This window comes from Muribaculum intestinale (assembly GCF_002201515.1).
In the GTDB taxonomy this organism is placed as follows: domain Bacteria; phylum Bacteroidota; class Bacteroidia; order Bacteroidales; family Muribaculaceae; genus Muribaculum; species Muribaculum intestinale.
Map to the genome: position 1 here is coordinate 1,394,638 of NZ_CP021421.1, position 23,420 is coordinate 1,418,057.

At 48.7% G+C, this 23,420-nt stretch carries 17 protein-coding genes; 10 read left to right on the top strand and 7 right to left on the bottom strand.

Annotation, left to right across the window (positions count from 1 at the left end; genetic code table 11):
* Nucleotides 1–11: 11 nt before the first annotated feature.
* Nucleotides 12–1,028 (top strand): glycosyltransferase family 2 protein, encoded by a 1,017-nt coding sequence (locus ADH68_RS05750; protein ID WP_068961643.1) that lies wholly within the window; start codon nt 12–14, stop codon nt 1,026–1,028.
* 3 nt (nt 1,029–1,031) lie between these two features.
* Here the strand turns inward: ADH68_RS05750 and ADH68_RS05755 are convergent, their stop codons facing one another.
* From ADH68_RS05755 to ADH68_RS05765, 3 genes are read right to left on the bottom strand one after another with little or no spacing between them, the layout of a single operon-like run.
* Nucleotides 1,032–2,042, bottom strand: coding sequence for a glycosyltransferase family 2 protein (locus ADH68_RS05755; RefSeq protein WP_068962154.1), 1,011 nt, complete (start codon nt 2,040–2,042; stop codon nt 1,032–1,034).
* Nucleotides 2,043–2,047: 5 nt separating this feature from the next.
* Nucleotides 2,048–2,968 carry a glycosyltransferase family 8 protein gene (locus ADH68_RS05760; protein ID WP_068961642.1) on the bottom strand — a complete coding sequence of 307 codons (921 nt, stop codon included), beginning with the start codon at nt 2,966–2,968 and terminating at the stop codon, nt 2,048–2,050.
* 22 nt (nt 2,969–2,990) lie between these two features.
* Nucleotides 2,991–3,920, bottom strand: coding sequence for a glycosyltransferase family 8 protein (locus ADH68_RS05765; RefSeq protein ID WP_068961641.1), 930 nt, complete (start codon nt 3,918–3,920; stop codon nt 2,991–2,993).
* 376 nt (nt 3,921–4,296) lie between these two features.
* Between ADH68_RS05765 and ADH68_RS05770 the strand changes: the two genes are divergently transcribed.
* Nucleotides 4,297–6,960 carry a family 43 glycosylhydrolase gene (locus tag ADH68_RS05770; RefSeq protein ID WP_084274129.1) on the top strand — a complete coding sequence of 888 codons (2,664 nt, stop codon included), beginning with the start codon at nt 4,297–4,299 and terminating at the stop codon, nt 6,958–6,960.
* Nucleotides 6,961–7,151: 191 nt separating this feature from the next.
* Nucleotides 7,152–9,194 (top strand): M13 family metallopeptidase, encoded by a 2,043-nt coding sequence (locus ADH68_RS05775; protein ID WP_232321394.1) that lies wholly within the window; start codon nt 7,152–7,154, stop codon nt 9,192–9,194.
* 83 nt (nt 9,195–9,277) lie between these two features.
* Here the strand turns inward: ADH68_RS05775 and ADH68_RS05780 are convergent, their stop codons facing one another.
* Nucleotides 9,278–9,730, bottom strand: coding sequence for an RpiB/LacA/LacB family sugar-phosphate isomerase (locus ADH68_RS05780; RefSeq protein WP_068961639.1), 453 nt, complete (start codon nt 9,728–9,730; stop codon nt 9,278–9,280).
* Between the two features lie 26 nt (nt 9,731–9,756).
* Nucleotides 9,757–11,589, bottom strand: a complete 1,833-nt coding sequence (locus ADH68_RS05785; protein WP_068961638.1) for an ABC transporter ATP-binding protein — start codon at nt 11,587–11,589, stop codon at nt 9,757–9,759.
* A gap of 152 nt (nt 11,590–11,741) precedes the next feature.
* On the opposite strand from ADH68_RS05785, the gene ADH68_RS05790 reads away from it, so the two are divergent.
* The 6 genes from ADH68_RS05790 (at nt 11,742) to ADH68_RS05815 (ending at nt 19,727) form a co-directional block, all read left to right on the top strand.
* Entirely contained in the window at nt 11,742–12,746 is a 1,005-nt protein-coding gene (locus tag ADH68_RS05790) for a 4Fe-4S binding protein (RefSeq protein WP_068961637.1), read from the top strand.
* Complete coding sequence (locus tag ADH68_RS05795) at nt 12,721–13,515, top strand: thymidylate synthase (RefSeq protein ID WP_068961636.1); 795 nt, start codon at nt 12,721–12,723, stop codon at nt 13,513–13,515. The genes ADH68_RS05790 and ADH68_RS05795 overlap by 26 nt, the downstream gene beginning before the upstream one ends.
* Nucleotides 13,512–14,069: a dihydrofolate reductase gene (locus ADH68_RS05800; RefSeq protein ID WP_068961635.1), complete on the top strand. Its 558-nt coding sequence runs from the start codon at nt 13,512–13,514 to the stop codon at nt 14,067–14,069. The genes ADH68_RS05795 and ADH68_RS05800 overlap by 4 nt, the downstream gene beginning before the upstream one ends.
* A gap of 291 nt (nt 14,070–14,360) precedes the next feature.
* Nucleotides 14,361–17,117: a TonB-dependent receptor gene (locus tag ADH68_RS05805; protein ID WP_068961634.1), complete on the top strand. Its 2,757-nt coding sequence runs from the start codon at nt 14,361–14,363 to the stop codon at nt 17,115–17,117.
* 21 nt (nt 17,118–17,138) lie between these two features.
* Nucleotides 17,139–18,785 carry a hypothetical protein gene (locus tag ADH68_RS05810; protein ID WP_068961633.1) on the top strand — a complete coding sequence of 549 codons (1,647 nt, stop codon included), beginning with the start codon at nt 17,139–17,141 and terminating at the stop codon, nt 18,783–18,785.
* A gap of 393 nt (nt 18,786–19,178) precedes the next feature.
* Entirely contained in the window at nt 19,179–19,727 is a 549-nt protein-coding gene (locus ADH68_RS05815; protein ID WP_068961632.1) for a hypothetical protein, read from the top strand.
* Nucleotides 19,728–19,882: 155 nt separating this feature from the next.
* Here the strand turns inward: ADH68_RS05815 and ADH68_RS05820 are convergent, their stop codons facing one another.
* Both ADH68_RS05820 and ADH68_RS05825 read right to left on the bottom strand, forming a co-directional pair.
* Entirely contained in the window at nt 19,883–20,635 is a 753-nt protein-coding gene (locus ADH68_RS05820) for a lipopolysaccharide kinase InaA family protein (RefSeq protein ID WP_068961631.1), read from the bottom strand.
* Nucleotides 20,636–20,659: 24 nt separating this feature from the next.
* Nucleotides 20,660–21,739 (bottom strand): glycosyltransferase, encoded by a 1,080-nt coding sequence (locus ADH68_RS05825; RefSeq protein ID WP_068961630.1) that lies wholly within the window; start codon nt 21,737–21,739, stop codon nt 20,660–20,662.
* Nucleotides 21,740–22,158: 419 nt separating this feature from the next.
* Between ADH68_RS05825 and ADH68_RS05830 the strand changes: the two genes are divergently transcribed.
* Complete coding sequence (locus tag ADH68_RS05830) at nt 22,159–23,391, top strand: nucleoside recognition domain-containing protein (RefSeq protein ID WP_068962152.1); 1,233 nt, start codon at nt 22,159–22,161, stop codon at nt 23,389–23,391.
* The last annotated feature ends 29 nt before the right edge of the window (nt 23,392–23,420 follow it).

The following is a 23,420-nucleotide window of genomic DNA, read 5'->3' on the forward strand; positions in this document are numbered from 1 at the left end:
GTATAATAGTTATGGACTCTATGTTATTAAGTATAATCATACCCGTTTATAATGTCGCTCAATATATTGTAAAATGTGTTGATTCAATTATAAATCAAGAAATTAAAGGAAAATATGAGATAATTCTTGTAGAGAACGGGAGTAGTGATGACTCTTATGAGGTTGTTGAAAGTCTTAGCATGCGGTATCCTGACATTGTGCGCCTTATACGGATAGACATTCCCGATGTATCGAAAGCACGTAATATAGGTATTGATTGTGCTAAAGGGAAATACGTAACTTTTATAGACGGGGATGACTGGATTGAGCCGACTATGTTTGGAGCATTATTGGATATAGCGCAGAGCTATGATGCGGATATTGTCGAGAGCAACTATTTTTTGAATGTCCCTGGTAAGGAATTAAGAATAATAGGTGACAACTTATGTCTGAACGAAGGTAAAGTATATGTCAAGAATGGCCTGCAAGCCATGGCTGATATATTGTTGGAGAAATGTACCTCCAGCCCGTGCGGAAGAATATACCTCAGAAAATTTTTAGGCAAGGAGTGTCGTTTTCCCGAGGGGGTGTTTTACGAAGATCATGCTTGCATATACCGGTGGAGTTCGCTGGCTGAGAAAGTAGTTCATTTGGATAAAGCCTTTTATCATTATGAAATACGTCCGGGAAGCACTACAGGTATCACTCAGAAGAGTAGAAAGAAAGCTGCCGACTTTTTCAATGCCGAGTTTGACAGAATAGCGTTTGTCTCAGGCAATGAATTAATGGATGTAGCCACTAAAAAAGAGGTTATACGCCACATAACACACCGGTGTATTCATATTTTCGGCAAGGTATGTATTATAGCGTATGGAGCTGATAATATTTACAATCCTGAGATGCTGTCATTACGTAGCAAACTGTTGGATATGCTTAATCTTCCATGGAGCCTGATACGTTATGAAGACCGTATCAGGCTATTGCGTATTAAGTACGGATGGCGTGGATATGCAATGAAAAAAATGCGTAAATCAGAATGCGGAAGATAAGCATTAGAGCCTATCCTTCTGTTGGGTAAGTGTAAATGGTATAAATGATAACATTTTATTTATACGCTCCATTCTGAATGTGCCCATGCCGACACCTAAGGATGTGCGTATGGCATTCATCATCTTCCGTCTTGTTTCAGGAGAATATTGTTTAGAACGCCGTAATACTTTTATGTATTGGCCAAGCCGCATAGCCTTACGATACTTGCCTACGTTGAAGTGGTCTTCGACGTATTTCATTACCTTGATATCTTCCCATACGTTATTTCCTGACATTATTCCTGCTACTGTAGCGCTTTTTCTATGCAGGCGGAATAGATTCAACTTCTCGTATACCTCGATGATATCTCCTTTTGCTGTAATTTTTATCCAAAACAGCCAGTCGCCGGCATTACGCATTTTAATGCTGTCATCAAGCAGGTCTGGCGAATAATACTCTTTGCGGAATATTGTCATACTGGCGTTGTATACATAACAATGCCAATATAAATTGTGTACTACATATTCTTTGCCATTAAAAGCCATCCATCCGCCGTTGGTTTTCTGAGGACTCTTTTTATACCATTTATCGATATCTCTTCCGTAAGGGTCACCGTTTTCATCAATTGTTTCCGAGCCTGTGAATGCGACAGATGCCGATGGTGTTGCTTCAAGAGCTGTTATTGTCTTCTCAAGAAAATCAGGCAGCGCTGAGTCGTCGGCTTCGGCAATCCATATATATTTGCCGCGGGCATACTCTATACCCTTTTTCCACTGCCGGAAAGGAGATCCTGAGTTTTCCTTGTTAATATCAATATAGCTTACCTTGGGATTATTGCGGTACTTTTCAATGATTTCTACTGAATTGTCAGTGGAATGATCGTCAAGTAATATTATCTCAAAATCCTGGAATGTCTGGTTGAGAATAGACTCCATGCGGATATCAAGAAAACGGGCATAATTATAGTTGGGCACTATAATTGAAACTATGGGAATGTTTTTAGTATATCTGTCGGATGTTGAAGAATTGTGCATGACTTTCATTTTAGTTTGATGGTGCGGTATCCGTTTCGCAGTCCGAGTGCGTCCTGCAGAGGGAATGTAAGGCGGTTGATGGTAAATCCGATATGTTTTTTGGGGCGCATCCCCTTCCAGGGCGACATATCGGTGTATCTTTCCCACATGGGTTTATACGGATTGATACATTTTTCCTGCCATGGTTTGTGTTTGCCTGCAAAGTGGATTATGGCAGGCTGCTTCATCTCTTGGTCAATTGTGGATTCTGATGACGGAAGAGTGTGGCGGCGCCGGCGCAGCATACCTTCCTGCATGTTCCAGCGGTGGGACAGGTAGGTGACTTCTTTTGACAATACTGCGTTGAGCAAATCCTGGTCATGTGCTACGATGCGCGTGCGGTACTGTCCCATCCATATCATCAGGCGATTCATCACATCGTGGCTACGCCAGTAGTCAAGATTTATCAGCAATACTCCGGCATTGAAGTAAAGATAGCTTTCCGGCAGACCGAGTCGACGGTGCTTGTCGGTAAATGAACTGTTCATGTCCTCTACTGCAGCGAGCGCATAGCCTGATATATCGGTATCCCACAGGGGTTTAAGGGAGTTGAGCACAAGCAAATCGCAGTCTATGTAGATTACTTTTTTTATGTCGGAGGGTAGGATTTCAGTGAGAAAACATCTGAAATATGTAGATAGGCTTATGTAGTCGTTGTCAAAGTGAGGCAGTTCTTTTACAAGATTGTCACCCACGATGTAAAAGTTGATACGTGCGCCGAATGTATCTTCCACAATACTGCGAAGTATTTCGATATTGTCTGGCGACAGAGTAGCTGCCACTATATGGATGTTTACCTCGTTGTCGCGGTTGTTGTCGAGTAGCGAGGTAAGCATTATACCGCAATATGGTACATAGCGGTTGTCGATATTACATACAATGTCCATGGTTGGGTATGTGGATTTTATGTCAGCGTCTGACTCTTACGTATGTATTCTTTAGTCCTAACATTCCGGCTATCGGGAATGTTAGGCGGTTTATTCTGAACGCCAGGCTCGTATGCGGACGTTCACCTTTCCATTGAGTCATGTCAAGATATTTTTCATACTCTTTTTTGAAAGGGTTTATGCATTTTGCCTGCCATGGCTTTTTCCGACCGTTGAAGTGGGCTATTACCGTGGCCGGCAACTCTGTTCGGCGCTGTTCGGATGTATTGCGCCGTGTCTTCAGCTTGCGGCGCACCATGAAGTCCTGCATGTTCCATCGCATCGGCAGTTCGAGCACTTTGCCCTCGAATATCCTGTTGAGAACATCCTGGTCGTGCTGTACTATACGGTTGTTGTAATCTTTCATGCATTGACTCATCTGCTGCTGAGCGTCGTGTTTGCGCCAGTAGTCAAGATTTATCAGCATTATGCCTGCGTTAAAGTAGAGTGAATCCGGATTCATGTCAAGAGAGGTATAATGCGCCGGGTCATTACCTGTCTGATCTTCTACTGCAGCAAGCGCATAGTCTGATATGTCAGTATCCCATAGAGGACGTATGCTGCCTAATACTATTATATCGCAGTCGAGATACAAGGCTTTGTGCATGTCGGGTGATAGATGAGGCATCATGAAACACCGTATATATGTAGCGGCGGTAATATGGCTTCCCGCTACAATCGCAGGAAGATTTGCAGGGAGCTCGTCGCCGATGAAGTGGAATGTCAGTTGCTGTCTGTACTTTCGTTCGGTTATATCGCTGAGTATGCGTTGGGCTTTGTTATTGAGGTCTGTGGCAAATATATGTATATGAAATTTTTCATTCCTGTTATTTTCAAAAAGGGATGTCAGCATCACTCCGCAATACTTTACGAAGTTATGGTCGATATTACATATGATTTCAATAGTAGCCATAACACACAGACTATAAGCAAATAGATTAATTCAGGATTGTGCTGAATTCTGTACTAATGCAAAAGTAGTAAAAATCATATACTTTTCCTCATTTTGGATAGATATATGTCAAGCTATGCATGTTTTGCAGGGACTACGGACAATTATATGCCTCACATAAAGCAATCATATGTTATAAAACATATCATTAAGTTGAAATTATGTCTGTATTAAGTGGATTTTAAATCCTGTGTTAAGTCTCAGGCTCTAACTTTGCCATCGAAAAGTTAATCGAAGCGATATATTTAAAAGTGGAAAAACGGGCTGCTGCAAATAATTATATTTCTTGTAGTAGCCCATTTTTTTGATTACGTTAAACCAATCAAAAAACAAAATTATGAGTTATCCTATACGTAGTCGGTTTTTGGTGGCGGTAACATTGTATGTCATATTGCCCCTGGCAGTGAATGCTTTTAACATTCCAGATGACCAGCCTTATATCTATGATTATTACGATAATGGTGTTACTGCGGAGAAATATGTGGTCGAGTATAAGGGCACACCATACCGAAGTCATGTACTGAGCGCGTCATCCGACTGTATTATGCAGGCCGAGGATTTTGACAACGGTGGCAACAATATAAGCTGGAGTTTCCGAAATAAAGGTTCCAACGCTTACCGTAAAGATATTGACGAGGTTCGTATCAATGGCGGCGGCTCGGGATATGTAATAGGCAATGTGAGTGCAGGCGATTGGCTGTGCTATACATTTGAGGTGGCCGATGCCTGTGAATACGAACTCCGCATATGCATGAGTTCCGACAATGTAAAGGATCTTTTCTTTGAGATTGACGGCAAGGCTGCCGGGAAGATAATATCGGCTCCGGGGCTGGGCTGGGACAATTATATAACAGTGGTCAATACCGGAATTATGCTTACTGAGGGTAAACATGTGCTACGCTGGGTTCCGTCAAATTCAATGAATATGGATTACTATGTTTGGCACCGCACGGGAGAATATGTCGATACCGGAGATTATGGTCATCAGGATTTCAGTTATCCGAGAGAATGGACATACGTTTCCAATCCCATGTTTACGGAGCTTACCTCGCCTATGTTCGGTGTCGGCTTTACCTCTCCGCTGTATACAGCCGATCCGTCGGCCCATGTGTGGAATATCGACGGCAAGGAAGTGCTCTATTTATATGCCTCGCATGACATGTCGCCCGCACAGGGGTGCGACCATATGGACCGCTACCATATTTTTTCTACCGAGGATATGATAAACTGGACCGACCATGGCGAGGTAATGAATGCCGCGACATCCAACCGGTATACAGGAACTGTCAATAATTACGGCGAGGAGTATATGTGGGCGCCCGACTGCAATTACAATCCCTCTGACGGTCTGTACTACTTCATCTATCCTCACCGAATACGTATGAATGGGGAGCCGGTATGGCAACACTTTCTTGCTACAAGCGAAAATCCGGCCGGTCCGTGGAAATGTATAGGATATATTGACGGTATTCCCTCGACAATAGATCCTTGTCTGTTTGTGGATGACGACGGACAGGCCTATGTGTTCACTTCCGGACAGGGCGGATGCTGGATGACAAAGCTGAAACGCGACAACTGGCTTGAGATGGAAGGCGAGAGTGTCATGTTGCTTGGGCCTGATGGAGATGTCGCAAGCGGTTTCCCGAGTTTTCATGAGGGACCCTGGGTGTTCAAGAAAGACGGGCGGTATTATCTTGTCTATGCCGACGGTTATACCACGGTCAACCGTATGCAATACTCTGTCGCCGATAATATTGCCGGACCATATACACCCAAGGGCGTTTTCATGAATCCGATGGGTTGCAACACCACCCACGGCTCTGTTGTGGAGTTCAAGGGTAAGTGGTATACATTCTACCACACGGCTGACTTCTCGGGACATGGAGCATTGCGCTCGGTATGTTACGATGAGCAGACATTTGATGATGAGGGAAATCTCAATCTGCTTCGCAATTTCGGTGAGCCGTATGGCGGAACTGTCAGGACATTCAACGGTACTGAGTCGTTGACAATAAGCGCTGTCGAATACAACGATGGCAAGGGCGGAAACGCGTATTACAAGCGTGATATGTCGGTACCGTCGCGTAGTGCCGACGGTGTTGAACTTGACAACTTCGAGTTCCTGCGCTTTACTCTTAAAGTGGCCCGCTCGGGACGTTACGCCATGACTCTGCGGGCCGCCAACCTCATGGCCGACAGCAAGGTGGCTGTGGACTACGACGGCACCTACAAGACTGCCGAGAACGGCCGCGAACTCCCCGATAAAAACCGTGTGGGAAGCAAACAGGAACTCTATATGTTCCCCCTCACGCTTGAGGCCGGCGAGCACTATATCGAGCTTCGTGTAACACGCGGAGCTATGAAATTCTACGATTTCACCCTCTCTACCGGAGCCGCCTACATACCGGGTACAATCGAAGCTGAAGACCTTGAGGCCGATGACTACAGATATCAGGACAAGGGCGCATGGGAGCGCAACTCCAAGGGCTACCGTGATGACGTGGAGGTGGCCATCGACTCCCACTCCGACGGCTGGCATATCGGTTCCACATCCTCCGGCGACTACTATAAGTACAACTTTATCGCAAAAGAGAGCGGAGTATACACCATCACAACCCGCCTTAGCGACGACCCGAAGGCCTCAAGCCGTATGCGTATGTATATCGACGACAAGGAGATAGATGACTGGAGTTTCTCGGGACAGAATGACTGGAACACATATTTTGACCACGACGTAAAGGAGGTTGCGATATCAGAGGGTGCACATGTGCTGAAATTCGAGGTTGTGCGAGGACCGATGAATATCGACCGCTTTACATTCACACGTACCGGTGAGCTCTCAGGAATTGGCGGAACCTTATATCAAAATGCTTCGTCGGATTGTGTCAGCGTATATTCAATAGATGGGCGGCTGATAAAACACAACATCGACTCCCGTACAGCTCTTGACGGTCTTGACCGTGGGATATACATAGTGGGAGGCCGCAAGGTGGCAAAATAACAGACATATTATTAGATGTATCATGTATGGCGGGAGTATATTTTTATGCTTCCGTCGTCATTATATCAGCTATGGCAGGTCAGATAAAATTATGTTACAATTGGAAAAATTTGAGTACTTTTGCAACTGTTTGCGCTTTACGCGCATCAAATAGTGTTGAATACTTCAACTTACACAATTACAGTAATAATATGAACCTGTTAAAATCACTTGCAACCGCCGGATTCATGGGCTTCCTCGCGGTGCTCCCCATGAGCGCTGAGGAACATCTGAAAAGCCTTGATCCCAAGCAGTTTGATCCAAACACTCCGGCCTCTGCCGACTTCTACCAGCATGTCACAAAAGGATGGCGTGACGCGCATCCTCTTACCGCCGAACATGCACGCTACGGCGCTTTCGACGTACTCAACGATTCTTCTGAGGCTCGTGTGAAGCGTATTGTGCTCGGTTTGGGCGCAACCAATCCTAAGCCGGGTACAGTGGCCCACAAGGTATGGACACTTTACTCCCAGGCTATGGATTCTGTGCGTCGCAACCGTGAGGGTGCCGCTCCTATTCAGGCTGATCTCAAGAAGATTGAGAATACTCCCCACGAGGAGATGACCGACCTTTTCCTCTGGATGCACGGCAACTATGCATCACCTTTCTTCGGCGCCGGTCCCATGGAGGACCTCGCCAACAGCAAGGAATACGCCATGTATGTGTCAGGCGGTGGAATGGGTCTGGGCGACCGCGACTACTACTTGCTCGACGACAAGCGCAACAAGGAAGTGCGCGAAGCATACAAGAAGCTGATTGTAAAGCAGATGCAGAATGCCGGATTCAAGGCCAAGGACGCAAAGCGCATCATGACAAACGTTATGAAAATCGAGACCGCTCTTGCCGATTCGGCTTGGACCCGCGAACAGAGCCGAAACATTCCGGCGATGTACAATCCGTTTACGTTTGCAAAACTCAAGGAAACCTATCCCGGAGTCAACTGGGACCGTTTCTTTATAGAGACCATGGGAATTCCTTCGCCCGAGACGGTTATCGTCACAGAGCCTAACTCTGTTATGCAGGGTGTGAATCTGCTGTCGACCCTTACCGATCGCGAAATAAAGGACTACTACCTGTGGAAATATGTGGCACAGGCTGCCGGCAAGCTCAGCGACAAATTTACCGATGCTGCCTTTGAGTTCAACAAGGTGATGAGCGGTGTGGGCGAGCAGCGCCCGCGCTGGAAACGTGCGCTCGGAGCTACAGAAGGGATGCTCGGCGAGGCTGTTGGACAACTATATGTTGAGCAATACTTCCCTCAGTCGTCAAAGGATTACATGGTGGGCCTGGTAGAGAATCTCCGTACCGCTCTCGGCAAACACATCATCAATCTTCCCTGGATGAGCGACGACACCAAGCTCAACGCCATCAAGAAACTCAACGCCTTTACTGTAAAAATCGGATATCCCGACAAATGGAAGGACTATAGCGGCATGGTCATCAACCCCGAACTAAGCTACTACGAGAATATGCACAACGCCGGCATGTGGCATCAGAAAGAGGAGTATGCCAAGTGGGGCAAGCCTGTCGATAAGACAGAGTGGGGAATGACACCGCAGACCGTCAATGCCTACTACAATCCTCTGGCCAACGAGATTGTTTTCCCGGCGGCTATTCTCCAGGCTCCCTTCTATGATCCCGAGTCGTCGGATGCAGAGAATTACGGTGGTATCGGTGTAGTTATCGGACATGAGATGACCCACGGGTTTGACGACCAGGGCCGCAACTTCGATGCAGATGGCAATATGGTCAACTGGTGGACACCTGAGGACGCAGAGAAGTTTGCCGAAAAGACCAAAGGACTTATCGCACAGTTTGATGCAGTGGAGATTCTTCCCGGTCTTCACGGTAACGGGCAGTATACACTTGGCGAGAATATAGCCGACCAGGGCGGCCTCCGTGTGGCTATGACCGCATTCCTCGACTCGCAGAAGAAGAAGGGTGTGGATATCACTACCGAGAAAATCGAGGGTCTGACCCCTATGCAGGTATTCTATCTCAACTATGCCAACCTCTGGGCTCAGAATATCCGTGATGAGGAGATTCGTTCACTTACTCAGGGCGATGTGCATTCGCTTGGCAAACAGCGTGTCAACGTTACTCTGCGCAACATCGATCCGTTCTTCGAGGCATTCTCTATCAAGGAGGGCGACAAAATGTTCCGTCCCGTAGAAGAGCGCGTGGTTATCTGGTAATACGCTCAATGATATCATACTAAAGCATAAATGCCGTGGCGAATCCCGCCACGGCATTTATGCTTTAGTATGATATCAGTCACTTACTGACAGGGTATCTTGGCTATGCGCTTCTCATGGCGTCCGCCGTCGAATGGAGTTGCCAGAAACTCATCTACAATGGCCAGAGCCAGAGTAGGCTCAATAAAGCGGGCCGGCATTACCAGAATGTTGGCATCGTTGTGGGCACGGGCCAGTCGGGCCAGTTCCACCTCCCAGCATAGAGCCGAACGTATACCCTGGTGCTTGTTGAGGGTCATGTTTATGCCGTTGCCGCTTCCGCATATACCAATAGCCGGATAGCATCGTCCTTCTTCTACTGCTTTCGCACACGGGTGTGCGTAGTCGGCATAGTCGCAACTTTCGGCAGAGAATGTGCCGAAGTCCTCGTATTCGATACCTTGGGATGTGAGGTATCCCTCTACAATGCTTTTCAGTTCGTAGCCTGCATGGTCGCTACATAGGGCAACTTTCTTGCCCGGTTGGAGTATGGACATTTTGGAATATGTATTATGTGGAGTTATCAGAATTTCTGCATATCGACCAGATGGCGGTATGCTCCGCCCTCGATAGTCATAAGCTCGTCATGAGTGCCTGATTCCACTATACGGCCCTCATTCATCACGCATATAAGGTCGGCATTTTTGATTGTCGACAGTCGATGAGCGATTACGAGTGTGGTGCGGTCCTTCATCAGTCGCTCCAGTGCTTCCTGTACCGACTTCTCGCTCTGACTGTCGAGCGCAGATGTGGCCTCGTCGAGAATGAGCACAGGCGGATTCTTGAGCACTGCACGGGCTATAGAGAGCCTCTGGCGCTGTCCACCCGACAGGCGGCATCCGCGGTCGCCGATGCATGTGTCATAGCCCTGTTCAGTCTCCATGATGAATTCATGTGCGTTGGCTATGCGTGCGGCCTGCTCTACCTGGTCGCGTGTGGCCTCTTTCACGCCGAATGTTATATTGTTGTATATTGTGTCGTTGAACAGGATTGCCTCCTGGTTTACATTGCCCATAAGCGAGCGAAGGTCGTGTACACGCAAGTCGCGGATATCGGTGCCGTCGATGGTTATTGACCCTTTGTCTACATCGTAGAATCGGGGCAGGAGGTCGGCCATCGTGGATTTTCCTGAGCCGCTCTGCCCTACGAGAGCCACAGTTGCTCCCGCCGGGATGTGGAGTGATACATCCTGTATCACAGGCATATCTTTCGTGTAGCTGAACGATATGTTGTTGTAGCGGATATCTCCCTTGAAGTTGGCGAGTTTCTTAGGATGGGCCGGGTCGTGAATAGGATTGCGGGCCTCGATTATCGCGTCGACACGTGTCATGGCCGCAAGGCCTTTCTGTATGGCATATACGCTCTTCGACAGTTCTTTGGCCGGGTTGATGATACTGTAGAAGATAATCATGTAGTATATGAAGTCGGGTGCTTCCATCGATGAGCGATGGTCAATGATAAGTGTGCCACCGAACCACAGCACAATTGCTATTGTGATAGTGCCGAGAAATTCACTCATGGGGTGGGCGAGTGACTGGCGGCGCGCTATGCGGTTGCTGATTTTATAGAACACCTGATTGCCGGCATGAAAACGGGCCTTGACCTTGTCTTCGGCGTTGAATGCCTTTATGATGCGTAGGCCGCCGAGAGTCTCCTCGATGTTCGACATAAGCAGGCCCCACTGGTTCTGGGCTTCGAGCGACTGTCGCTTAAGGCGTTTGCCCACACGCCCCATCACAAGGCCGGCCATAGGGATGAGCACGAGCACAAACAGGGTGAGCTGCCACGACATGATAATCATCATCGTGAGGCACGCGATAATCATCACCGGATTTTTGAAGAACATGTCGAGCGACGACATGATTGAGTTCTCAATCTCGGCCACGTCGCCTGTCATACGCGCCATCACATCGCCTTTGCGGGCATCGGTAAAGTAGGATATAGGCAGTCGTACAATCTTGTCGTACATATAGTTGCGGATATCCCTCACTATGCCCGAACGCATCGGTATTATGAAATACGAGGATAGGAATGTTGCTCCGGTCTTTAGTCCGGTCATCACTACCAGCAGGGCGGCCAGGGCGGCCAAAGTGATTGATGGACCGTAGGTAGTTATCATCTCCTGGGTGTAGTAGTAGAAGTTGTTGAAGAATACTTCCTTGAAACTACCGTTTTCCCATGCGATATGCGTATAGTTCATCTGGTCTATCCCGAACAGCATACGCAGTATAGGTATCACCACCGCAAATGAGAACAGTGTGAGGAAAGCCGCGAGGATGTTAAAGATGATATTGAGTGCCAGATACTTCTTGTAGGGAGGTACAAAGCGTCGTATGATAATGAGCAATTCTTTCATGCGGCAAAGTTACTATTTATTTGGTATTTATTTAGCTGTCGGATGCAGCGAAGTCTACAATAAGTATTAATTTTGTGGAAAATAATCTTTGTAGCCGGCCTGAGGAGTGTGGTTTGACCTACACAATAGGGTGGCAATAATTAATCCGTAGTGTGAAACGTTATCAAGGTCTCAAAGCTATGCGCATAACGGTGTCGGTGGCTGTAGCCGCTGTCATCACCTTGTTATGGATTGAATATAGCGACCTTGTGCTTGGAGCGATGGGATGGATTGAGCATACACAGATTATCCCTGCCGGTATGGCCTTGTCGGGTGTCACGATATTGTTCTGGCTTGTGATGACCGCTCTGTTTGGCAGGATATACTGCTCGATGTTCTGTCCGCTCGGTGTCGTGCAGGATGTGGCGGCCAGACTTGGGCGCATGAGCCGCAAGGGATCGCGTCGCGACTACCATTATTCTCCGCCTATGACACGTCTGCGTTACTGCTCGCTTGCCGTGGTGGCTGTGTGCTTGTTTACCGGGCTTCTTATAATCCCCGCCATATTGGATCCTTACAGCATGTATTCGGCATTTGTGCTGAATGTGTTGAAACCAGTATGGGGATGGGTTAACAATGCAGTGGCTGCGTTTGGCGTATATACAGGATGGTGGACAGTGACTTATGTGTCGGTAATCACCGCATCGCTGTTCGGCATCGCTCTGTCGGTGGTATCTTTGGCAGGAGTTGCCGTATCAGCTTGGATATCCGGCCGTCCGTTCTGCAATACCATTTGTCCGGTAGGCACTGTATTAGGCGTGGTCTCTGCCCGCTCTCTATGGCATATCGATATAGACACCGACCTGTGTACCAACTGTCGGAAATGTGAACATGCCTGCAAGGCCCACTGTATCGATCTTACCGACCATGTTGTCGACGGCTCTCGGTGTGTAGGCTGTTTCGACTGTCTTACCGTGTGTCCCGACGATGCTATTTTCTACCGTCCTGACCGCAAGCAGCTATCGCTTCCCATGATGCAGAGTCTGGACTCTCCTGAGATAGGGCGCGCAAGCGCATGCTCGGGAACGTCGGCTTCCGCATCGATGAATACTGATACTAAGGGCATGAAAAATGCTCTGAATACAATATCTGATGAAACAATATCTCGAACTTCTTGACCATGTGATGGCCAACGGCGTTGAAAAGGGCGACCGCACCGGTACCGGCACACGCAGTGTATTCGGCTATCAGATGCGTTTCAACCTTGAAGAGGGTTTTCCGTTGCTTACTACCAAAAAACTTCATCTGAAGTCGATTATATACGAATTGCTGTGGTTTCTGCGTGGCGACACCAATGTGCATTATTTGCAGGAGCATGGAGTGCGTATCTGGAACGAGTGGGCCGGTCCCGACGGTGAGCTTGGCCCGATTTACGGATACCAGTGGCGCTCGTGGCCCGATTACAACGGCGGACATATCGACCAGATTTCCGAAGTGGTGGAGACTCTGAAGAATAATCCTGACTCGCGGCGTATAATCGTCAGTGCCTGGAATGTAGGGCAGCTCGACGAGATGCATCTGCCCCCCTGTCATGCCTTCTTCCAGTTCTATGTGGCCGACGGACGTCTCAGCCTCCAGCTCTATCAGCGTTCGGCCGATATATTCCTCGGAGTGCCGTTCAACATAGCTTCATATGCCCTGCTGCTCCAGATGATGGCCCAGGTGACGGGATTGCGTGCGGGAGACTTCGTACACACTCTCGGCGACGCCCACATCTACAACAACCACATCGAGCAGGCGCGTATGCAATTGTCGCGCGAGCCCCGCCGTCTGCCCCGTATGACACTGAATCCCGACATAAAATCAATATTTGATTTCAAGTATGATGATTTTACCCTTGAGGATTACGATCCGCATCCACATATTAAAGCGGTAGTAGCGGTATGATGAACGACATTGTAAAAATTCCGGTAACTCTCGTGGCGGCTGTCACCCGCGACGGTGGGCTGGGACGCTCCGGGCGTCTCCTTTACCATATAAGCGCAGATATGAAACATTTCAAAGCCCTTACAATGGGACATCCGCTTATAATGGGCCGCAAGACGTATGAATCGTTTCCCTCCGGTCCGTTGCCGGGCCGTCTCAACATAGTGCTAACGCGTGGCGATATGCAGTTGCCTGAAGGGGCTGTCGTAGCGCATACTCCCGAAGAGGCTCTTTCCATAGCAGCAAGCTATATTGCCGATAAAAGCGAATCTTATGCTGACGATAGGGTGCTGTCGGCCATGGTGATAGGCGGAGGGGAGATATACCGTGCGTTTATGCCGGTGGCCGATGCTCTTGAAATCACCGAGATAGACACTTTGTCTCCATCCGACACCGATACATGGTTTCCGGAAATCATCTCCGCCGAATGGAATGTAGTATCCGAGGGAGCAATTCAGTCGGATTCCCGCTCTGGTGCGCAATATCGATTTATTACTTATAGCCGCAGGAAATAGCGGCTCTTGATGTTACATAGTATTATCATTATATTTTGGGGGTGATGTGTGTACTGCAACACATCACCCCCAAAATATTGTTATGCCACAAAGATTTAACAATTTTGAAGCGGTTGATTTTATTATTTTTAATAACTTTGTGAAAAATTGTAACGTGGCTGCGGAGGCATGCTAACGCGCTATCTTTCAGTTTTGTGTTTTTGCGTTTTCCGGTGTGGAAATGTCAAAGCATCTGTGTTGGAAAAGATAAAATTTGCTATATTTTTCAATTAATTCAACCAAGTCATTATTATGAAGAGACTCATTCTCTTGGCCAGCATCGTCTGGCTCGCTTGTGTGGCTGCGATGGCCGCACCTGGTGATATCAAGTGTAGTGGCGTCGTTGTGGATGACCAGGGCGAGCCTATTATCGGCGCCACGGTCAGCGTGCCCGGCACTTCCATTGCCGCTGCTACGGATATCGACGGCCGCTTCTCTCTGGAAGTTCCAAAGGGGAAGAATATCCACATTTCTTACATTGGATACAAGTCGCGCGACCTCAAGGCTGCTCCTTCGATGGGTGATATCGCCCTTGATGTGGAGGCTCAGATGCTCAAGGACGTCGTTATAGAGCAGTCGGCTGCCAAGACACGTCTTACTCCTGTGGCTGTATCTACTGTAGGCGCACAGACTATCGATCTCAAGCTCGGCAACCAGGACCTCCCCGAGGTGCTCAAGACTACTCCCGGCGTATGGACAACAAAGCAGGGCGGCGGTTTCGGCGATGCCAAGACCAATGTACGTGGATTCAAGAGCGAGAACGTGGCCGTGATGATCAACGGTATCCCCGTCAACGATATGGAGTGGGGCGGTGTATACTGGAGCAACTTCGCAGGTCTCTCCGACGTTACCAGCAACATTCAGGTACAGCGCGGTCTCGGTGCCACAATTGTATCGAGTCCTTCTGTAGGTGGTACCATCAATATCACCACCCGCACTATCGATTCTGAAAAAGGCGGCTCGGTATGGTACGGTATGGGCAACGACGGCCTCAACACATACGGTGTGAAGGTGTCAACCGGCCTTATGAAGAACGGCTGGGCTATGACATTCCTCGGCTCGCGCAAGTGGGGCGACGGTTATGTACAGTACACTCCCTACAATAACTACAATTACTTCTTCAACCTCTCCAAGCGCATCAACGAGAACCATCAGATCAGCCTTACTGCTTTCGGCGGCCAGCAGAATCATATCCGTCGCCCCAATCAGCGCTCAGGCCTCTCTGTAATGGGCTATCAGACATATGGCAAGGAGTATATGGACGGTGACTGCATGTACAAGTACAACCCCACCTATGGTTACGACAAGTACGGTCACGTGAAGACTCAGAACAAGAATTACTCCCACAAGCCCATCATCCAGCTCAACCATATCTGGAAGATTGACGACACTTCTTCACTCTCATCGGCTCTCTACGCATCATTCTGCGATGCAGGCGGCTACTCCGGTCAGGCTACAGGTCTCAATGGCTATAGCTATAGCGACTGGTATGGTGCCACCGACGGCGTGCTCTCTACCCGCTTCCGTCGTCCCGACGGCACATTCGACTACGGCGCAATCCAGGAAATCAACGAAAACTCTACCGAGGGTTCGATGTATGCAATGTCGGTAGGTGTAAACCAGCATCAGTGGTACGGCCTCGTTTCTTCTTATAAGAAAGAGTTCGATTTCCAGAACGGCGACGTGCTCAACATTATCGGCGGTATTGACATGCGCTATTACCGTGGCACTCACTACAACAAGCTCGTCGACCTCTACAACGGCGAATACTTCATGGACTACTCGTCGCGTCGCGGCGTATCTGCCGAACTGAATGCAGCCGCCGCCGACCCGTCGTGGCAGTACGAGCACCTCGGTGTAGGCGACATCGTATACAAAAACTATCGCGGCTATACCGCCCAGGAGGGTATCTACGCTCAAGGTGAGTATACAATGATGGACAATAAATTCAACTTCGTGCTCGCCGGCTCGGTCAACAACACATCATACTGGCGCCACGAACTCTTCTATGCCGACAAGGCCCACCGCGATTCTGAGACCGTGAACTTCTGGGCCGGAACCATCAAGGGCGGTGCCAACTGGAATATCGACAAACGCAACAACGTGTTCTTCAACGCCGGTTATATCTCTCGTGCTCCCTTCTTCCAGGGCGGCGCATTCCTCTCCTACAGCACATCTAATGCTACCAACAAGAATGCCGTCAACGAAAAGGTAGTATCGTTTGAGGCTGGTTACGGCTATCAGAGCCGTGAGCTCGCTGTCACATTCAATGCCTACTATACCAAGTGGATTGACAAGACCATGGCCCGCGGCGGCACAATGGACGACGGCAACCGCTACACCATCAACCTTGAGGGTGTCAACGCCCGCCACATGGGTGTCGAGCTCAATGTAAACTGGATCCCCGTACAGTGGCTCAACGTAGAGGGTATGCTATCGCTCGGCAATTGGGAATGGTGCTCCAACGCTTCAGGCTACTTCTTCAACAACTATGGCCAACCACTTGGCGAAATTAAGAATGGATATGTAGTAGGTGTTGAATATCCTAACCCAAGCAATCCGGCAAAACCTATTAAATATACCACTCAAGCCAAAGCTACTGTCAACCAGAAGGGTGTGAAGGTTGCCGACTCTCCCCAAACACAGGGTTCGGTATCTGTAAGTTTCCTCCCCTTCAAAGGCTTCCGCATAGGTGCCGACTGGGTAGCAGAGGCACGTACATACTCCGACTTCTCGCTCTCAGGCTCGACACTCAGCAACGGTACTGTCAATGTAGGCGATCCCTGGCAGATTCCTTGGGGACAGCAGTTCGACCTTTTCGCTTCCTACAGCTTCAAGATTGCCGGTGTACGCGCCCGTCTGTATGGCAACGTCTACAACGTGTTCAACAACTACTATATCACCGACGCCATGACCAATACCACTTCCAACGGTACATGGGAAAATGCTTACGGTGTGTTCTACTCATTCGGCCGTACTTACTCCATACGTATGCGCATCAACTTCTAATCCCCACAGAGAACTATAATTATGAAAAATAATATATTTAAAGGTCTGCTCGCATGTGGCGTAGCTGTTGCTATGGCAGGATGCTCCGAGAATTCCTGGAACGAGAAGTATCTCGATGGTTTCGAAGCCCCGAATCCCAACGCACCCCAGCGCAACTACATCGACTATACCCTTACTTCCAGCGACTATAAGAAAATAGCCTGTATGAAGGCCAACGTACAGAAGGCTAAAGCCGCCGGCGTTGAGGAGCAGCTTGCCGAAATGGGTTCCAAGGGCTGTTTCAACGAAGTAATCACAGTTCGCGAGTATATACCCGCATGGCTTGATTCTATCGCAAATACTCCAACCTCAGTATTCAAGAGCGCGGTTGCCAACACTACTGCCCGTATTACCTATGAGAATGCCGTAGTGGATGAGACTCAGGTGCCCTTCACCCCCTCCAATGCTGTTGCCTCGATTACTTCAGGAGCCGCAGTGGATGTAAATGTGGCAGTGACCGGCATTTGCGCCCAGGGTATGATTGTGACCGATAACTCAGGCAGTGTTCTGGCTTATACCGGCAAGTCATTTGATGCTTCGGCATGGAGCATTAATGACCAGTTGAATATCACTGGTTCTGGCGCTACTTACGGCGGTGCCATGCAGATTGGCTCACCTGTATATAATCTGATTGGCGGCATATCCACAATAAAGCCTACTCCCAAAGTCATCTCGACTGCTGCTGAATGGGATGCCGTAGCTAAGGTATATGATGATGCCAATTCTGCCAAGACCGGCGCTTTCCCCCAGTATATCAAGGCAACTGTCAAGGTAAAACTTGATGGCAACTATGTCAACTTCCTCGTTGACGGCGCTAATTATGGCGGTAGCCTTTATCAGGGTCTTGACACTCAGAAAGCGGCATTTGCCAATAAGGATGACGCTACTGTAACGGTTGAAGGCTGGGCTGTGTCACGTACATATAGCTCGAGCATGGGTAAGACTCTCTGTAATATTATCCCCGTTTACGTAGACGGCACCGCTGTAGTGCCTGTAGCACAGAAGGCTGTCGTAATCGAGTCGACAATGAGCCAGTTTGTACGTACTACTGCAAAGAACTGGGTGTTTGATCCTACAGTCTATGTAACTATGCAGACCGGTTCAAGCGGTAACTTCACCGACGAGATTTCCGGTAAGTTCTGGTACGGATGCGTAGAGTGGGTATGGCAGGAAAAGTGTGTTAAGGAGCTTGGGCTTAACCCCGACCTTTGGAACAACTGGGGTGAGGCCAATGTGTTTACCACCCATGGCTATGTATGGGGTAGAGGCAAGGCTACACAGGAAGGCTATTCGGGCGCATCTGCATGGTATGGCAACTACGACAGCCGTGTATCCACCCTTAAGCAGAACTTCACTGAGGAGCAGATGGATACCTACTTCCCCGGCCTGAACGACGAGCAGATTACCGAAACTCTCCAAAAGCATTTCGCAACCGAGGTTGCTCCAGGTGCTCTTGGAATGTGCTATCCTGATGCAAAGCCCGGTACCGGCGGTATCGATCAGGAATATGAGGTGACATTACTTCAGTACAATCCCAGCCGCCACAATGTCACACTCCGTTACAGAGTTGTCGCTCCCGGCAAGTTTGTATTCGTTGAGTGTGCCGACTGGAATCTTTCGGCTGAATAATCTTTAGAGATTATCACTTGATTAATATCAGGCGCTACGTCCGTTTCAGGGCGTAGCGCCTTGTGTTTAGAGTGCCATGAAACAGTTTGTTTTGTCTGATGCACATAAGAAAAGCGCCTTGTCTCCCGACAAGGCGCTTTTTGTAACATGTTGTAAAGTGTATACAGGGATGTGATTATGCGTAAATTTTAAAATCTCTTTACTTGATGTCAACAAAGATAATTTATAATTTTTACATATCCAATATTTTTAATGGATTTTTTCTAAAATAATGCAAATTTTATTCATATAAATGCATGTGAAATCAAAAATATGCAAATTAAATTTCATTTCCAGGTGAAACATTTTGCTATTTGGTTGTTGTATCCTTAGTACATCTATAAAATAAAGATTATGAAGAAACTTGTTTTCGGTGCGGCTGCTGTCGCAATGATGGTCGGTATGTATTCATGTGGCGGATCATCGACAAAGACTGTTGCTGATGGCGATGCCATCAAGGCTAAGATTGAGAATTGCAAGGATCCCGACAGTCTGAAAATCTATGTTCAGCAGGCAAAGGATCATGCCATGAATCTTATGGCAAAGGGCGACAGCACAGCTGCAGCTGCATATATCAAGGATATTGCTCCTGCCGTTCAGCAGAAGGATGCCTCGGTAGCGGCTGAAATAAATGCTATCGCCGAGCAGGCTAATTATACTACTGTGGTTGCTGTCGATTCGGCCAAGACCACTGTTGCCAATGCCGCCGACTCTGTGAAGAATGCCGCAGCATCGGCATACGATGCCGTAAAGGGCGCTGTATCCGAGAAAGCCGGCGAGGTGAAAGATGCCTCTGTCGACGCATATAATTCGGCAAAGGACGCCACTGCAAAGGCTGCTGACAATGCCAAGGAGAAGGCCGCCGAAGTGCTTCAGTCGGGAGCCGACAAACTCAAGAAATAACCTGTTCCTTCCACATAATTGTAGAACACCCTGAATCCGTGGAGTTTTCGTCCGCACCGGCGCTTGCACAGCGCGTGTAGCGGATGATGTGCCATGGTTTCAGGATGTCTTATTCCGGACATATTGTCCGGCTCTTCTATGAGATATATAAGTGATTATTTTCCTGAGAAAAGACTTTTGAAGCGGCGTTTGCGGCGCTGAAACCGTAAGTATTCCGCCTGTGCTTCTGCAGCCTCGTCGCATACCTGCTTCATATCTTCTTTGGCCGACATGGAGTAGAGTGCTGCCAGCCGTAGAGTCTGGGCTGTGTCAAGATTAATCGAGCGGAACATTGACATGAGTTTCTTGCGTGAGCGCACACCGAACTCCATTCGGTTGAGGTCGATATAATAGAAACGGTAGGCTCCGTTTTCGTCGCGGGTAAACAGTATGTTGCCCGGTGAGAAATCCTTATGCAGTACCCCTGCGCGATGGAGTCGCACGATATCGGCGGCAAAGGCTCTGAGAAGTGCGTCGCAGTCATGGTAGTGTTCCCAGTCGCGCATGTTTTCTCCCTCCAGATTTTCCGATATGTAATAGCTCTGGCGCAGGCGTCCGTCTTCTCTTATTTCTCCATAGGCAATGGGAGTCGGAGTGTGAAAGCCGAGTTCCTGAAGCCTTTTTGCGTTCATATATGAGCGCATTGCCTTGCTTTTGCGCAGGTGTGTATAGACAAGTGAGTTGATTATATTGGGCACCCTGAAGGCTTTTATCACAAGGTCTGTGCCGCCTACGTTGAGGCGGTATACGGTATTGCGCGCCTTATATATTACTGTGGCGTCCGCGGGAATGCCCTGGCGGATAATCTTCTCTATTTCCGATTTTATCTTGGTATAGCGTGCGCTTACGTGGATGTGGTAGGATGGCATTGTTGAAGGATTTTTTGAGGATACTTATCGTACTGACTGGTATATTGAATAGATATTTTGCAGGAAACGCGGATAGGAAAGTGAGCGCCTGAATGTCTCGGCTCCGGCGGCGGCGATGGCCTGTCGGGCGTCATCGTCGGTAAGGAGCGTGCGCAATGCGGCGGCAAGTGCTCCCGCATCAGATGGGGGTACAAGAATGGCGTCTTTTCCGGAAGTGAGATATTCGGGCTGGGCACCGTTGTCGGTGGTCACTACCGGCACTGCGCCGGCCATATAGTCGAGCACTGCGAGTCCGAATGGTTCACGCCATGTCGACGGCACGACTCCGATTGAGGCTGACGGTATGATGCTGTGTACGTCGGGGCGGAAGCCGAGCCATTCTATTCGGCTGTCTATCCCGAGGCGCCGCGACTGTTGCTTGAGCGGGCCGACATTTCGTGCACTCCCTTCGCCGGCTATACGAAGAATCCATGGCAGGTCGGTAAGGGTAGATAGTGCGTCAAACAGTACGTCGAGCCCCTTTTCCGGAGAGATACGTCCGTGGTGCATTATTACCGGTACGTCGGTTCTCGCTATATCTTCGGGAAGGCTTGTTGCCCGGGGCGATGCGATGCTGTTGTGCACCACATGTAGCTTCTCCCGGTCAATCGGCGGATTGCTGCTGAGGAATTCTTTTCGGGCAAGGTCGGATACGAATATCACTGCGTCGAGACGCGAGTAAAGGTCGCGGTACATTGACGATGTGCGTCCGGCTTTTACCAGATGGCGTGTAAGCACTATGCGTACTTTGCTGTTGCCGGAAAGGGCGCGTGCGCGAGTTGCCACAATCGCGTCCTTGAAATTGTGGACATGCACAATCACCTCGTCGCATTGGCGCAGCCGGGTTCCAAGTCTTACAGCCGATATAAAGTCGATGGCTCCGCGCAATGGCATCTTTGCTACCGGCGACAGTCCGCACCCGGTGAAGCGGTCGATGACGTCGCTTACCGGTCGTGTGATTATTTCTATATGATGTCCGTCGGCAACCATGGCCCGTGACAGGTCGAGCACATATTGCTCGCCGCCGCCCCAGGTGTTGTTGCTTACCAGATGGATTACGTGCATATATTTTTCTTTTTATGGTATTGTCTGTTTCTTGCCCCGGAATTATTGCCGGCAGTGTCGGTGGGGTAGGGTAGGGGAGTGCCCGTGATATATGATTGTAGCGTCATAAGTAAGTCCATTGCTGTCTTCGGCGCAACACTACAAAGATACAAATAATTTCGAGTTGAGAAATAAAAATCCTTACGTAGGATACGTGCCGTTTTTAAATATTAAAATCTCAGAGCGGTTAATTTGGGGTTAATGGGCTGAAATATAGGCGTATGACGTCGTTTTGGGCTGCGCGTTATTTTATGCGAAATAGAACGGTGAGTGTAAATTCATCTTCATAATAAGAAATAAATCTGAAAATGCTTGTAAATTTGTGAAGCAGTGGCCATGAAATGGCACAATGCATGATTGAACCGGAAATTTTTCTTGCGATGGTACTTAACTACATCTGGATTGCTTTTTTTCTTGTCGCCTTTGTTGTGGCTGTCGGCCGTACTCTGTTTTGCGGTGATTTTGGCATATGGAGTGATATCATGGGTGCATCATTTACTTCTGCCGCTACAGCATTTGAGATTGCGCTCGGATTGACCGGTGTGCTGTCGCTGTGGATGGGGCTGATGAAGATTGGAGAACGAGCCGGCGTGATACAGATGTTCGGTCGCGTCATTAGTCCGCTGTTCACACGGCTTTTTCCTGGCATCCCGCGGAATCATCCGGCCATGGGGTCAATATTCATGAATGTATCGGCCAATATGCTTGGGCTTGACAATGCTGCGACTCCGCTCGGCCTTAAAGCAATGCAGGAACTTCAGGAGCTTAATCCGGAAAAGGAACGTGCCACGGATGCAATGCTCATGTTTCTTGTGCTTAACGCTTCGGGGTTGTGCTTCATACCTATCGGTATTATGATGTATCGCGCACAGGCCGGTGCCTCCAATCCTACAGATGTGTTTCTGCCCATACTGCTGGCTACATTCATTTCTACGATGGTGGGTATAATCGCCATGTGTCTGAAACAGGGTATACGCCTGTGGGACAGGGTGTTGATATCGTGGCTTGGCGGACTGGCGGCAGCCGTGTCGACAATTGTATGGTTCTTCTCGACGCTTCCGAAGGAGGAGGTTGAACTTTATTCCGGATTCTTTGCTAATGTGCTGCTATTCAGTGTTATAGTATTCTTTATCATAAGTGGGTTACGAAAGCGTCTCAATATGTACGATGCTTTTATCGAAGGCGCTAAGGAGGGGTTCAAGACAGCTGTGATGATTATACCTTATCTGGTGGCTATCCTTGTTGCTATCGGTATGTTTCGCGCCTCAGGAGCCATGGACGTGCTTACTTCTGCAATGACATCATGTGCTGAGTTTCTGGGTATGGATGCCGACTGGATAGGTGCGTTGCCGACTGCATTGATGAAGCCGTTGAGCGGGAGTGGCAGCCGCGGAATGATGGTCGATCTGATGAGCACATATGGTGCCGATTCTTTTGTGGCCCGTGTGTCGGCGGCTATCCAGGGCAGTACCGACACTACATTCTATATCCTTGCCGTGTACTTTGGCAGTGTAGGAGTGGTAAAGACACGCTATGCCGTACCATATGCTCTGCTTGCCGACTTTACAGGTTCGGTGGCCGGAGTGATTGCGGCCTACGTGTTCTTTCATTGAATTCCGGTTAATATAATCAGCTGTAGTCG